Source organism: Acidobacteriota bacterium, from assembly GCA_009838525.1.
Lineage (GTDB): Bacteria > Acidobacteriota > Vicinamibacteria > Vicinamibacterales > UBA8438 > VXRJ01.
In genome coordinates, this window is sequence record VXRJ01000010.1 from 287,626 (window position 1) to 301,569 (window position 13,944).

13 protein-coding genes are annotated in these 13,944 nt (G+C 66.0%); 8 read left to right on the forward strand and 5 right to left on the reverse strand.

The features are described from left to right. Positions 1-81 precede the first annotated feature (81 nt). The 3 genes from F4Y45_02725 (at position 82) to F4Y45_02735 (ending at position 2,964) form a co-directional block, all read left to right on the forward strand. Positions 82-1,527 carry a PQQ-binding-like beta-propeller repeat protein gene (locus F4Y45_02725; protein MXY23423.1) on the forward strand — a complete coding sequence of 482 codons (1,446 nt, stop codon included), beginning with the start codon at positions 82-84 and terminating at the stop codon, positions 1,525-1,527. Next, positions 1,463-2,155 carry a sel1 repeat family protein gene (locus F4Y45_02730; GenBank protein ID MXY23424.1) on the forward strand — a complete coding sequence of 231 codons (693 nt, stop codon included), beginning with the start codon at positions 1,463-1,465 and terminating at the stop codon, positions 2,153-2,155. Before F4Y45_02725 ends, F4Y45_02730 begins: the two co-directional genes overlap by 65 nt. A 95-nt stretch (positions 2,156-2,250) precedes the next feature. Beyond that, positions 2,251-2,964, forward strand: a complete 714-nt coding sequence (locus tag F4Y45_02735) for a G-D-S-L family lipolytic protein (GenBank protein ID MXY23425.1) — start codon at positions 2,251-2,253, stop codon at positions 2,962-2,964. Positions 2,965-3,015: 51 nt separating this feature from the next. Here F4Y45_02735 and F4Y45_02740 read toward each other — a convergent pair whose 3' ends face one another. The 5 genes from F4Y45_02740 to F4Y45_02760 all read right to left on the reverse strand — a co-directional run bounded on the left by F4Y45_02740 (position 3,016) and on the right by F4Y45_02760 (position 8,294). Next, complete coding sequence (locus F4Y45_02740) at positions 3,016-5,376, reverse strand: AAA family ATPase (protein ID MXY23426.1); 2,361 nt, start codon at positions 5,374-5,376, stop codon at positions 3,016-3,018. A gap of 5 nt (positions 5,377-5,381) precedes the next feature. Then, a complete protein-coding gene (locus F4Y45_02745; GenBank protein ID MXY23427.1) occupies positions 5,382-6,650 on the reverse strand; it encodes an ATP-binding protein in 1,269 nt (422 codons plus the stop codon). A 111-nt stretch (positions 6,651-6,761) separates the two neighbouring features. Continuing rightward, a complete protein-coding gene (locus F4Y45_02750; protein ID MXY23428.1) occupies positions 6,762-7,241 on the reverse strand; it encodes a hypothetical protein in 480 nt (159 codons plus the stop codon). Beyond that, on the reverse strand, positions 7,238-7,825 hold the full coding sequence (locus F4Y45_02755; GenBank protein MXY23429.1) for an RNA polymerase sigma factor: 588 nt from the start codon (positions 7,823-7,825) through the stop codon (positions 7,238-7,240). Before F4Y45_02755 ends, F4Y45_02750 begins: the two co-directional genes overlap by 4 nt. A gap of 4 nt (positions 7,826-7,829) precedes the next feature. After that, a complete protein-coding gene (locus tag F4Y45_02760) occupies positions 7,830-8,294 on the reverse strand; it encodes a hypothetical protein (GenBank protein ID MXY23430.1) in 465 nt (154 codons plus the stop codon). A gap of 315 nt (positions 8,295-8,609) precedes the next feature. On the opposite strand from F4Y45_02760, the gene sufB reads away from it, so the two are divergent. The 5 genes from sufB to F4Y45_02785 are packed head-to-tail and all read left to right on the forward strand — an operon-like array spanning position 8,610 to position 13,943. After that, positions 8,610-10,052 carry a Fe-S cluster assembly protein SufB gene (gene sufB, locus F4Y45_02765; protein ID MXY23431.1) on the forward strand — a complete coding sequence of 481 codons (1,443 nt, stop codon included), beginning with the start codon at positions 8,610-8,612 and terminating at the stop codon, positions 10,050-10,052. Between the two features lie 2 nt (positions 10,053-10,054). Continuing rightward, on the forward strand, positions 10,055-10,825 hold the full coding sequence (gene sufC / locus F4Y45_02770; protein ID MXY23432.1) for a Fe-S cluster assembly ATPase SufC: 771 nt from the start codon (positions 10,055-10,057) through the stop codon (positions 10,823-10,825). Next, positions 10,716-12,191, forward strand: coding sequence for a Fe-S cluster assembly protein SufD (gene sufD / locus F4Y45_02775; GenBank protein MXY23433.1), 1,476 nt, complete (start codon positions 10,716-10,718; stop codon positions 12,189-12,191). Before sufC ends, sufD begins: the two co-directional genes overlap by 110 nt. Further along, positions 12,178-13,497: a cysteine desulfurase gene (locus F4Y45_02780; GenBank protein MXY23434.1), complete on the forward strand. Its 1,320-nt coding sequence runs from the start codon at positions 12,178-12,180 to the stop codon at positions 13,495-13,497. Before sufD ends, F4Y45_02780 begins: the two co-directional genes overlap by 14 nt. Next, the gene (locus tag F4Y45_02785) at positions 13,494-13,943 is read left to right on the forward strand and encodes an SUF system NifU family Fe-S cluster assembly protein (GenBank protein MXY23435.1); all 450 of its coding nucleotides are present in this window, start codon (positions 13,494-13,496) and stop codon (positions 13,941-13,943) included. The genes F4Y45_02780 and F4Y45_02785 overlap by 4 nt, the downstream gene beginning before the upstream one ends. Position 13,944: the final 1 nt, after the last annotated feature.

The window sequence follows — 13,944 nt, forward strand, 5'->3', positions numbered from 1 at the left end:
TTCGAGCTCGACCAACCGGAGGATCGAGCCGGAGTGGCCCTTCGTGCCGTGCTACCTTCTCCGCATACGGGAGGAGGCCCCATGTTTCGAACCCAAGCGCGCGGCCGCGGCGTGACATCCCGATCGGCGCGGTTCACCTGCCTCACCGTGTCCGTCGGCCTCCTGGCCGCGGCGGCGGCCGGACCGACCGTCCTCGCCAACGACTGGCCGCAATGGCGCGGCGCCGAGCGGCTCGGCATCTGGACCGAGACCGGCATTCTGCGCGAGTTTCCCGACGAGGGGCTGCAGGTGAAGTGGCGCGCGCCCGTGAACGGCGGGTACGCCGGCCCGGCGGTCGCGGACGGCCGGGTGTTCGTCCTCGACTACATCGAAACCGAGCCCCGCACGATGGACGGGACGGAGCGCATCCTCGCCCTCGACGAGGAGACCGGCGAGGTGCTCTGGACCCACGAGTGGACGACCACCTACCGCATGCTGATGTTCACGTATGCGACCGGTCCGCGCGCCACGCCCACCGTTGACGGCGACCGCGTCTACCTGACGGGTTCGACGGGGCGCATCCTGTGCTTGGATGCGGCGACGGGCGCGGTGGTCTGGGAGAAGGACACGGTCGCGGAATACGACACGAGCATCCCGATCTGGGGCACGTCGAGCGCGCCGCTCGTCGATGGCGACCGGGTCATCTTCCTCGTCGGCGGCGAGCCGGACGCCTTGGTCATGGCCTTCGACAAACACACCGGAGACGAGGTCTGGCGCGCCCTCGAGACCCGCACCGAGATGGGCTACAACCAGCCGAAGATCATCGAGGCGGGGGGCGCCCGGCAGTTGATCGTGTGGCACCCACGCGGGCTGTCCTCACTCGATCCGGAGACCGGCGAGCTCTACTGGGAGGAGCCGTTCGAGGGACGCGCCAACATGACCGTGGCCGACGCCGTCCAGAGCGGTTCTTACCTGTTCGTGTCGGGGTTCTATACCGGCTCGATGATGATGCGCCTCGACCTCGACCGGCCGGCCGCGACCGCGGTCTGGAAGGACGGGACGAACCGCGTTGTGGAGGGCGGCATCGAGGTGGCGGAAGAGACCGGGCTGCATTCCGTCATGACGACGCCGCTCGTCGTCGGCGACTACATCTACGGCATCGGCAGCCACGGCCAGGTGCGCGGGCTGCTGGCCGAGTCCGGTGAGCGCGTGTGGGAAGCGGAAGGGCTGACGAACCAGAACCGCTGGGGATCCGCCTACTTCGTCCAGCACGAGGACCGCTACTTCGTCTACAACGAGAACGGCGATCTGATCATCGCGCAGTTCAACCCCGACGGCTACGTCGAACTGGACCGGACCCACCTGCTGAACCCGACGTCCCGCTCCGGCTACGGCGGGTCGCGGGCCGGCACCGCGTCGCGGTTCCGGCACGGCCAGAGCGACCGGCTCGTGGTTTGGGCGCACCCGGCGTTCGCCAACCGCCATGTCGTGCTCCGGAACGACGAAGAGATCATTCGGGTCTCGCTCGACGAAGACGACTACCGCTGAAGACGGCGGGAAGGACCTGAGCATGCGTGCGCCTCGCTGCTCCCGGTGCTCCGCGGGGTTACGCCGCGGGCTCGTGACCGCGTGGCTGGTTGCGGCCGCGACGGCCGCGGCGGGCGCGATGCAGCCGGCCGGCGCCGGGCAACTGCCCCCGGGACTACTGGAACGCGCGGAGCAGGGCGACCCTATCGCCCAGAATGACGTCGGCAGCCGTTACTACGCCGGTCGCGGCGTGGAGCGCGACGACGCCGAGGCCGCACGATGGATCCAGCTTGCCGCCGACCAGGGCTTCGCGCCGGCGCAGTACAACTTGGGGCTGCTCTATTTCCGCAACCGCGGAGTCCCCGGAAACGACGCCGAGGCGGCGCGCTGGTACCGGGCGGCGGCCGAGCAGGGCTACGCGCCGGCCCAGGCGGGGCTCGGCTACCTGTACACCTACGGAGCGGGTGTGGAAGAAGACCACGTGCGCGCCTACCTGTGGCTGGAGCTCGCCTGGCGGGGCGCCGATAGCGACTTCACGCGCACGCTCTACGCCGGGCAGCGTGAGGCGCTGGCGGACCTGATGACCGACGAGGACGTGCGCGAGAGCCGGCGTCTGGCCGATGCGTGGCAGCCGGCCGCGTCGCGCTAACGTCGCACACTTCCCACCGGCCCTGCACCCTCTATAATGGCGGCCACTGCGTGAGGGCCGTCGCGGCCCCGCACCGAACGACTCTGGAGGTTGACATGAAGACCCGCTATGCCCGCATCGCCGTCCTGCTGGTGCTCGCGCTCGGCTTTACGACGCTGGCCGCCGCCCAGACCCAGACCATCGATCCGACCCGCTTCGAGGAGGCCATCCAGGCGTTTGAAGCCGAAGACCGCGCGATGATGCCGCCCGAGGGCGCTATCGTCGTCACCGGCAGCTCCAGCATCCGCCGCTGGCATCCCAGCCTGAAGCAGGATCTCGCCCCGCTCACCGTCATCCCGCGCGGGTTCGGCGGCAGCACGATGCAGGACCTCGAGTACTTCCTCGATCGCATCGTCCTCAAGTACAAGCCGCGCGCCGTCGTGATCTACGAGGGTGACAACGACACGGCGTACGGTGTCGCGCCGGAGGAGATCGTCGGGCGGCTCGAGTCCATCGTCGACCGCATTCACGCCGAGGTGCCGGAGGCGCGCGTCTACGTGATGTCCGTCAAGCCGAGCCTCGCCCGCGTAGACGTCTGGGACAAGGCGCAGGAAGCCAACGCGCTCTCCCAGCGCTTCGCGGACAGTCACGACCTCGTCTCCTACATCGACGTCGCCAATCCCTTCCTGCAGTCCAACGGCCAGGTGATGGACGACATCTTCATCGACGACGGCCTGCACCTGAACGAGAAGGGCACAGAGATCTGGGCGTCCACCATCAAGGCGGCGCTGATGAAGGACGAAGCCCAGCACGAGCCCACCGAGGAGTAGTCGGGCGCCGAGCCGTCAGGCTCGCCGGGCCGGTGCGTGGCGTGGGCCTTCTCACCGCCTAACGTCGTCGCTTCGCGTTCCTTTGCGCCCAGCGAGATCCACTTGGATGTCCTGAGCGACTTCGTCGACTTCCTGTGCCACCCTGGGCGCCAGCCCAAGGTCCTGCTCCAGGGCTGTAGCTAGCGGCAGCAAGAGGGTGGCCGACGGCGATGCGTGAATGAGTTCCAGCATACGCCTCGTCCCGATCTCACTGCTCAAGGCCATCAGGGTGTCGAGGCACTCTGGAGGGAGGCCGTCGAGCTTCGGGAGGATCGCTAGGGTAGCTTCGACGTCGGGTTCGCAAGCTGATCGACCGCCGGTTCTGAGAAGTGCCTGGGCACGGGTCAGATGTGCCTGCCAGCGATATTCGGACAAGTCGGCGCACTGGGCCAGCAGCCGATCTGTTGTTGTGATCGCCGACTCGTATCGCCGACCGTTCAGTTCGACCTGTGCCTGCAGGGAGAGGATGTTCGCAATTGTCTCAAGTGCCGACGGGGAATCGCTTTCTTCGAGCCTCTGCACTGCTTCGTCGAGCGCCGCGTAGGCCTCGTCCCAACGCTTCAACTTGTTGAACGCGAAGGCCTTGAAACCCAGCACTGTCGCGATAGAGTCGCTTGACGAGGGCCTCCGGTCCGATCCGAAGCGACGCAGGCTCTCGTCGCACGCCTCCACCGCAGCGTCGAACCGTTCGAGCAGAATCAGCGAGCCAACTTTAATGTTGAGAGCTTCCGCGAAACGCTGCGAGAGTTCCGGTGTGTTAATGGCGCCACAGCGATGGAGCACGTAGTCAGAGACGGCCACCGCTTGGTCGAAGCGACCGTGTGAGACGAGAAGGTCGCCTTTGTTGACGAGACCCCGTGCAACGAACTCTAGTACGGCGGGTGCGTCGGTGCCTCCGAAGCGACTTGCTAGCTCATCACAAGCGTCGAGCGCCTCGTCAGGCCGACGCAACTCCCTGAGAAGGACGCTCTTCGTGGCAAGGGCCCTCGCCGCCTGAGTCATATCGGCGAGTCTCTGGCTTGCGCCAAAGCGACGGATTGCCTCGTTGAGGATGGCGAGTGCTTCTTCGCTAGCGACATCTAGCAACGCACTTCGGAACTCAGCCAGTCCAGGCAGTTGTACCAGCCGTGCGAGTACGGCCTTGTGAAGCGCCCGGGCGTCCCGATCGACGCGCTTGACATCGAGAGCTATTCCAGTCGCGATGCTCTTCAGTTCGTTGGGCGAATAGTACGACTCCATGAAGTGGATGAGCGCTTCGACAAGCGGATCGGGACCGCGTCGGCGCCGCAGCAAGTAGTAGATGTTGTACAGCCGCTCGGTCAGGTAGTACTGCTTGCGCCTGACGCTGCCCCCAGCCACTTGGACGACACCGCGTTCGGCAAGGCGCGCGAGTTGGGCGCTGCAGGTGCTGGTATCGAGGCGTGCCCGCTCGGCTATCTCCCGTGTGGTGGCCGGTTTCCAGAGGGAGGCAAGGGCCAGATAGACACGTCGCTCCTGCGCCGGCAGGGACTCCAGATGGCTCCTGAAGTACTCCGTGTGATCGTCGACCACGTCGAGGAGATCAGCCATGAGTTCACGGAACGACAGTCCCGCGCCGAAGCGGGCGACGATAGCGACCAAGCGGGGATTGCCTCCGGTCAGGATTTCCAGTGCTCGGACGGTCGGGCGCGCAGGTTGCCGGCCGGCTACCGTTTCCCAGAGCACGGCGCACTGTTCGGTGTTCAGCGGCCGTAGCGTACGCACCTGAAAGAGGTCGTACAAAGCGCGATCCGGGTTGTCAATTTCCTCGAAACGGCTGGTGGCGCTTGCGAACAGGATGATCCTCGGTTCGGTCTGGAGGACCTTCCGCAACTTCCAGCCCGCATCGCGATCACTCATGTCCTGGAACAACGTGTTCAGGTTCTCGACCAGGAGCAGGAGACGCTTGTCATGCCGATCCGCGAAGTCCAGGAGTGCGCCGAGGCATTGGTCAGCTAGGAGTTGATCGTTGCGGTTGGCACGAAGCTCGTTCACGGTGCGTTGCAGGTCGGGATCGTCATCGCGACGCGCGTACTGACCGGCCAAGTGAGACAGGCATTCCAGCCAGAATTCGCCGGCAGTGGACACCTCGTAGCTCTCTTCGGCGAAGACTATGGGGAAGCAACGGGCCGCTAACCCGGGGTCCCGGCGTATCTCGGCCGCGACTCGCAGGAGCAGGCTGGTCTTCCCGCTGCCGCGTGGACCGATCACCAGCTGGTGCTGGTTCGCGGATCCTGTGCATTCGCGCAAGGCGTCGGCGAGCAGTTCGAACTCCGTGGTTCGGACGCAGAACGACGCCACGAGTTCCTCGTCGGTGAGGAAACCCGGGTTGTACTTGCGAGCAGTTGTAGCCATCCGCTTCAAGCTCTGTGTTGGACCGCGCGCTGTGCGATGGGAACGAAATACCGGCCGTGCCGGGCGCGCCACCAGTCCTCCAGAAGACCTGATACGAAGCCGTACCCGTCTCCCCTCGGCTCCAGATATCCATCGTGCTCGAGTACCCGAAGCACGTCGTCGATCGGGGCCGGATCAGCCACTTCCCGGGCGCGGAAGTACGCACCGAACCTGTCAATGGAGTCGCGGGTCAGAAGGCCATCGCAGACTGCGGCTTCGGTCAATAGGTCAAGCGCGTTCCGATACCCCGCCGGCCCGAGCACCAGTTTCAGGCGGCCCTCGTAATGATCCAGATCCGCCTGTCCGCGGACCCCGAGCATCTCGCCGTTGTACACGCGCTCGACGTCTTCGAGAGAGACATAGCGCCGACCCGCCATGCGTCGGTCTTCATCCAACCCGTCGAAGAACCGCTGAACGTGATGTGGCACCAAGGACCGGAGCCGCCGGCACATGTCCTGCCGAGCGGCGAGGGGCAGGTCGATCCCACAACCCTCCGCGAGGGCGGCAAGACACTCCAGCGCCGTCTGTTGGTTCCAGGGTCTCAGTTCGAAGGGCGAGAAGATGTTCGCATGAGCACTGAGCCCGGCTTGTCTCAGGATGGGCTCCAGACTCACGCTGCCGGAGACGATCAGGCAGAGTCGCTCTCGGTGCTCCTGGCCGTTCCTGCGCAGCCAGCTCAGGAATTCGTCGACGGCGCACTTTCCCTCGGGCACGATTCGGGAATCGGCATCCTTGAGCATCCGATTCACAAGGATGGGCAGCTCGTCGATCGCGAGCACGACCGGGCGCTCATTCTCCGCCAGAGCGGCGCAGATTGCGTCTCCCTTCTGCCGCCAGCTTCCGGCGTCGATTCCGGCCCGCAGCTTCACCCGAAGCTCGGAGAGAGCCAGCGTATCGGCCCGATCACTGACCTCTCGCAAGGCATTGGCGAACCCCAGCTTGATGCGGCGCCATGCGCCGTGCACGGCCCGCGACTGGATTCCAATCTCGACGACGGCGTCTGCCGCGGAACCGGCGTCTTCGAGATCGACGAAGACCGTCTCGAACTCCCCTTCTGCCGCCAAACGACGCAGCAACTCCCGCACGAGGCTCGTCTTGCCCATGCGTCGTTGCGCGGTCAACAGCGTGTGGGTGCCATTCCGAACCCGCTCTTTGAGGAGATCGATCTCAGCTTGCCGGTCGAAGAAGCGATCCCCATCGACCCAGTTCGACCCGGCTTTTCTCAGGACTGCCATTCTGCCAACAAATCCGTTGCCAACAATATTGATGGTAAAAGGGGCTTGCTGTCAAGCCGGGGCCGAATCACCGGATGAATGGTGCCGGAGGAAGAAGCAGACCGGTGCGGGCTACGCGTCGCGCCAGACCCGGTTCGCGAAGACGGCGGCAAGCGATACGAGCAGCCCGGCCCCGACCCAGGCGGCGTCGGGAATCGCCCCGAGGTCGGGAAGCGCTGTCGGCGGCACTGCGATATTGGCAAACACGGTCCGCAGGATCGTCGGGTCGGGAAGGACCGGCTGCAGCGCCCAGATCACCGCACCGAGTGCGAGCGCGCCGGCGATGCTGACGGCGACGGTTTCCATCACCGCGAGCGTCCGATGGACGCGCTCGGCACGAGCGTTACGGGTGGTCAGTTGCGCTTGCCACCACAGGACATCCGCCTTCCGCGCCGACGACTCCGGGGAAGGCATGGCGTTGAGAAGGCGGCCGATCGCGACAGCTTCGGCGCATCGCGCGCAGCCGGAGGCATGCTGACGCAGCGCGGGCGTCCACTCCCCGGTTCGGATCGCCTCGTGGACGGCGGCATCGTGCCGGCAGATGCCGATCATGGCTTCAACTCCATTCCCTGGGCCCGCAGCACTTTGGCGAGGCTGCGCCGCGCTCGCCACAGCAACGGCCCGACGCTGATGGGGCGCAGACCGAGCACGGTCGCCACCTCCCGGTGCGTGAGTCCTTCGACATACGTCAGCCACAGCAGCGCGCGGTGACGCGGCCGGAGCTGGTCCAGCGCCCGGCTCATGTCGGCCCGCAGGGCGGGGTCTGGCTCCACCGCACGTTGCTGGTCAGGTTCGGTCATTTCTGTTTCGCGCCGGCCGACCCGGCGGTAGTGATCGCGGTAGAGGTTCGTCGCCACGCGAAACAGGTAGGAACGGAGCGCGGCCGGTTCCGGCGTGAGCGGCGTGCTCCTGAGCAGCCGCAGGTAGGCTTCGTGCGCCAGGTCGTCGGCCAGGCTCGAACTGCCGGTAAGTCGATGAAGGTACGCCCTGAGCGGCCGTTCGGTCCGGTTGTAGAACAGCTCGAACGCCGCCTGGTCGAGTGCGAGGCCGTGTTCCGCGCCCTCGGCGCGGCCGACGTCCTTCGTCAGAGCGGCGCGTCTATCCAGCGGCGTATCCCACACCGGCGCGTAGCTCACGTGTTCACTCTACGGGATGTGAGGGGAGTCGGTCACCGGGCCGATCGTCGTCGTCGCGCTTGCGCCCGCCGTACCACGCGAGACCTGCAGCGGCGAGCAGGCCGAGGCCGATGGCCAGCAGAATCGTGCCTGGCATCGTCATGTAGCCCTCTTCTCCTCCTCCGCCGGACGTCACCAGGAAGCCGATGGCGAGGAAGATGACCACGGTCGCGCCCTGCGCCATTCCCAGCCACCTGGGTCCCGACTCCTTCTCTTCGATGTTGCCCTTGAGGAATTCCCTCCCGGCTCCAGTTTCCAGGAATGCCGCCAGTTCCTGGCCCGAGCTGAACTTCTCGAGCAAGTGTTTCTGCGTTTCGGCCCGAAGGTTCGCGCGGCGGGTGTTATGCGTGATCGCCATCCAGACGACGAAGCCGACGAAGCCGAAGAACACGATCGGGATGATGACTTCGTCCAGACCCTCCCACAACATGGCAATCTCCTTGTGTCGGAGGCCGCGTCATTGCGGCTCTCATTGGGTACAACGCACGAGGGGCTCAAGATGTGAACAGCGGCGGCGGCCTGGGCCGCTGGTCTCGCCGCGGCCTCCACGCCGCGGCTACTCGGGGAGGCTGTGCCGTCCTCTTGCGCCTTCCCCACGCGGTTCGATAGAATTCTGATACCCGACCTTTCCGGTCGGGCTTTTTTGACCGCGTCAGGTCGAACGCGTTCGGTCAGACATGACGCGCTGTGCCGGGTTTGCGGCGGCTGGCGGTGCGCGGCGCCGCGCCCTTGCGGGAGATGGATGATGGCAACATCGACCGACAACATCGAACAACTGGCGACCCAGGACTACAAGTACGGGTTCGTCACCGACATCGACGCCGACGCGATTCCGCCCGGACTGAATGAGGACATCATCCGGGTCATCTCGGCGAAGAAGGGCGAGCCGGAGTGGTTGCTCGACTGGCGGCTGAACGCGTTCCGCGTTTGGAGCGAGATGACCGAGCCGAAGTGGCACAACGTCCACTATCCGCCGGTCGACTTCCAGTCGATCATTTACTACTCGGCGCCGAAGCAGAAGCCGAAGCTCGAGAGCCTCGACGACCTCGATCCGGAGATCAAGGCGACGTTCGACAAGCTGGGGATCCCGCTCGAGGAACAGAAGATGATGGCCGGCGTCGCGGTCGACGCGGTCTTCGACTCCGTGTCGGTCGCCACCACGTTCAAGGACAAGCTGGCCGATCTCGGGATCATCTTCTGCTCGTTCTCCGAGGCGGTGCGGGATCATCCCGACATGGTCCGCAAGTACCTCGGTTCGGTGGTGCCGGCTTCGGACAACTTCTACGCCGCGCTCAACTCGGCCGTCTTCTCCGACGGGTCATTCGCCTACATCCCGAAGGGCGTGCGATGCCCGATGGAGCTCTCCACCTACTTCCGCATCAACGCGGCGCAGACCGGCCAGTTCGAGCGGACGCTGCTCGTCGCCGACGAGGGTGCGACGGTCAGCTATCTGGAAGGATGCACCGCCCCGATGCGCGACGAGAACCAGCTCCACGCGGCGGTGGTCGAGCTGGTCGCGCTCGATGACGCGACCATCAAGTACTCCACCGTCCAGAACTGGTACCCCGGCGACAAGGACGGCGTCGGCGGCATATACAACTTCGTCACCAAGCGGGGCAAGGCGTTCACGAACGCGAAGGTCACCTGGACGCAAGTGGAGACCGGCTCCGCGATCACCTGGAAGTACCCGAGCTGCATCCTGCAGGGCGACAACTCGGTGGGCGAGTTCTACTCGGTCGCCGTCACGAACAATCACCAGCAGGCGGACACCGGCACGAAGATGCTGCACCTCGGGAAGAACACGCGCAGCACGATCGTCTCGAAGGGCATCTCGGCCGGCCAGGGCCAGAACACCTACCGCGGACTGGTCCGCATCGGGAAGAACGCGAAGGGCGCCCGGAACTTCTCGCAGTGCGATTCGCTGCTCATCGGCGACAAGTGCGGCGCCCACACCTTCCCGTACCTGGAGGTGCGCAACACGTCATCACAGGTGGAGCACGAGGCGTCGACGTCGAAGATCGGCGAGGACCAGATCTTCTACTGCCGGCAGCGCGGGCTGTCGACGGAGGACGCCGTCAACATGATCGTCAACGGCTTCTGCAAGGAGGTCTTCCGCGAGCTGCCGATGGAGTTCGCGGTCGAGGCGCAGAAGCTGCTCGGTATCAGTCTGGAAGGAAGTGTCGGATAGCCATGCTGGAAGTTACGAATCTGCACGCGTCGGTAGCGGGGCGCGAAATCCTGAAGGGAGTGGACCTGTCGGTGCAGTCAGGCGAGGTGCACGCCATCATGGGGCCGAACGGCTCCGGGAAGAGCACGCTCGCGGCCGTGCTCGCGGGCCGGGAAGACTACGAAGTGTCCGCCGGCTCAGTCACCTACAAGGGCCAGGACCTGCTGGAGATGGAACCGGAAGATCGGGCCCGGGAAGGCATTTTCCTGGCCTTCCAGTACCCGGTGGAGATTCCGGGCGTCAACAACGCCTACCTGCTGAAGGCGGCGGTGAACGAGGTCCGCAAGCACCGGGGCGAGACGGAGCTGGACGCCATCGACTTCATGGCACTCGTCAAGGAGCGGCTGAACATTCTCCACATCGATCAGAGCCTGCTCAACCGGCCGGTCAACGAAGGATTCTCGGGCGGCGAGAAGAAGCGGAACGAGATCTTCCAGATGGCCGTGCTCGAGCCGAAGCTCGCCATCATGGACGAGACGGACTCGGGCCTCGACATCGATGCCCTCAAGACGGTTTCCGAGGGCGTGAACGCGATGCGCAGCGCGGAGCGCGCGATCGTCGTCGTCACGCACTATCAGCGACTGCTGAACTACATCGTCCCGGACGTGGTGCACGTGCTGTCGGATGGCCGGATCGTCAAGTCGGGCGGCAAGGAGCTCGCGCTCGAACTCGAGGAGAAGGGCTATAGCTGGATCGCCGACGGGGCGGCGACCGGGGCAGCCGCGGGAGCCTGAGTCGGTGACCGAGACGACGACCTCCCTCGCACCCGCCGAAGCCTACGCGGACGCCTTCGAGGCGGTGCGCCGCACGGCTCCCGCACCCGCCGGCCTGGTCGATCTGCGTCGCCGCGCCTTCCGGCGCTTCACCGCGCTGGGCCTGCCGACGACGAAGCTGGAGCGGTGGCGCTTCACGAACATCGCGCCGATCGCCGGCACCGCGTTCACGCTGGCCACCGAAGCGGACCGCGCCGCCGCCATCGAAACCGCTGGCCCGCATGGCGTGGTGCCGAACGGGATCACTTTCATCAACGGGACCTACGTCGCGCCCGCGTCACATCTCGAGGGGTTGCCCTCCGGAGTCGAGGTGCGAAGCCTGGCGGACGCGGTCGCGACGAACGACGAGGCAACGCTGGCCGCGGTGGAGGCACACCTCGGAGCGGACGCGCCGATCGACGGCGAGGCGTTGACGGCGCTGAACACCGCCCTCCTGCGGGACGCCGCCATCGTGCGCATACCCGCCAACATGGTGGTCGACGAGCCGATTCAGTTGTTGTGGGTCACCGTGCCGCCGGCGGACGGAACACCGGTCATGACCCATCCGCGCGTTCTGCTGCTCGTCGGGGAGAACGCCCAGGTCCGCGTGATCGAGAGCTACGGCGGCGGCGACGGCGCGCCGTACTTCTCGAACGCCGTGACCGAGGCGGTTGCCGGACCGAACGCCGTCGTCGATCACTACAAGGTGGTGCGCGAGGGCGCCGCGGCCTACCACATCGGGTCTATGCACATCCGCTGCGAGCGCTCCGCGACGTTCTCGTCGCATGCGGTGACGCTCGGCGGCGCCATCGTTCGGAACGACGCGCACGCCGTGCTTGACGGCGAGGGCGTCGAGTGCACGCTCAACGGCCTGTACCTGGCGGACGGGGAACGGCTCATCGACAACCACACGACGATCAATCACGCGAAGCCGCACTGCGACAGCCACGAGCTGTACAAGGGGATCCTCGACGGCCGCGCGCGCGCGGTCTTCAACGGCAAGATCATCGTCGCCATCGACGCGCAGAAGACCGACGCGAAGCAGACGAACAAGGCGCTGCTGCTTTCGGAGGATGCGCAGATCAACACCAAGCCGGAGCTGGAGATCTTCGCGGACGACGTCAAGTGCACGCACGGTGCGACGGTGGGACAGCTCGACGAGGACGCGATGTTCTATCTGCGCGCGCGTGGGCTCGGACTCGAGCAGGCGCGCAACGTCCTGATCCATGCCTTCGCCAGCGACCTGCTGAACCGGATCCGGGTGGAACCGATCCGGGATCAGCTCGACGATCTCCTCCTCGCGCAGTTGCCCGGCTCCGGCGGAGGGTCGTTCCATGTCACTCCCTGAGACCGTGACGGCCGCGGCCCCGACGCCGGTGGCTTCGGCCGAGGCGCCGGCATCCGCGCCGGCCCCGGCGCCGGCGTCCGTTCCCGCATTCGACATCGAGCGAATCCGGGCCGACTTTCCGATCCTGCGCCGGCAGATCCGCGAGCACGCCCTCTCGTATCTCGACAACGCCGCTACGACGCAGAAGCCGCGCGCCGTCCTCGACGCGATTGCCCGCTACTACGCCAGCGGGAACGCCAACATCCACCGCGGCGTCTACGTCCTGAGCGAGGAGGCGACGGCCGCCTACGACGCCGCGCGGGTCACCGTCCAGCGTTTCCTGAACGCGCGATCCCCTCGCGAGATCGTCTTCACGCGCAACTCGACGGAGAGCATCAACCTGGTCGCGCAGAGCTTCGGACGGCGACAGGTCGGGCCGGGCGACGAAGTGCTGATCACGCACATGGAGCACCACTCGAACATCGTCCCATGGCAGCTTCTGTGCGAGCAGGTGGATGCGCGGCTGCGGGTTGTGCCCATCGACGACCGCGGCGTGTTGCAGATGGACGAGTTCGAGCGCCTGATCACGCCCCGCACGCGGATGATCTCCGTCGTGCATCTGTCCAATTCACTCGGCACCATCAACCCGGTGGGCGATATCGTCGAACTGGCGCGCCGCCACGGCGTGCCGGTGCTGATCGACGCGTCGCAGTCGGTCTACCACATGCCGGTCGACGTGCAGGCGCTCGACTGCGACTTCCTCTGTTTCACGGGGCACAAGACCTACGGTCCGACCGGCATCGGCGTCCTCTACGGGCGCGAGTCGTTGCTCGACGCGATGCCGCCCTATCAGGGGGGCGGCGACATGATCCGGTCGGTGACGTTCGAGAAGACCACCTACGCCGAGCTGCCGAACAAGTTCGAGGCCGGGACGCCGAACATCGCGGGCGTCGTCGGCCTCGGAGCCGCGCTCGACTACCTGACCGGCGTCGGCTTCGAGGCCATTGCGCCGCACGAGGCGGATCTGCTGGCCTACGGCACCGCGGCGCTCTCCGAGGTCAGGGGCCTGCGGCTCATCGGCACCGCCCCGGACAAGGCGAGCATCCTCGCCTTCGTCATGAAGGGGGCGCATCCACACGACGTCGGAACGATCGTCGACACCGAGGGAGTGGCCATTCGGACCGGCCACCACTGCACACAGCCCATCATGGACTACTTTGGGGTGCCGGCGACGGCACGCGCGTCCGTCGCGATGTACAGCACACGAGCGGAAATCGATGCACTCGTCCGGGCCCTCGAACGGGTGCGGGAGATGTTTCCTCTATGAGCGAACTGCGTGATCTCTACCAGGAAGTCATCCTCGACCATAACCGGAACCCGCACAATTTCCGGGAACTGGATGGCGCGGACCGCCATGCCGACGGCCACAACCCACTGTGCGGCGACCGCCTGGCGGTGTACGTCAATCTCGACGGCGAGAAGATCGTCGACGTCAGTTTCATCGGGTCCGGCTGCGCGATCTCGAAAGCGTCCGCGTCGTTGATGACCGATGCGGTCAGAGGCAAGACGCTGGAAGAAGCGCGCCATCTCTTCCAGCGGTTTCTGACGCTCGTGACGGACGACGCCGCGGACGCGGACGCCCCGGGGCTCGGCAAGCTGGCCGTCTTCGCCGGCGTGCGCGACTACCCGACGCGTGTCAAGTGCGCCAGCCTCGCCTGGCACACGCTGCGCGCCGCGGTTGACGACCGCCACGAGACGGTGACAACGGAGTAGA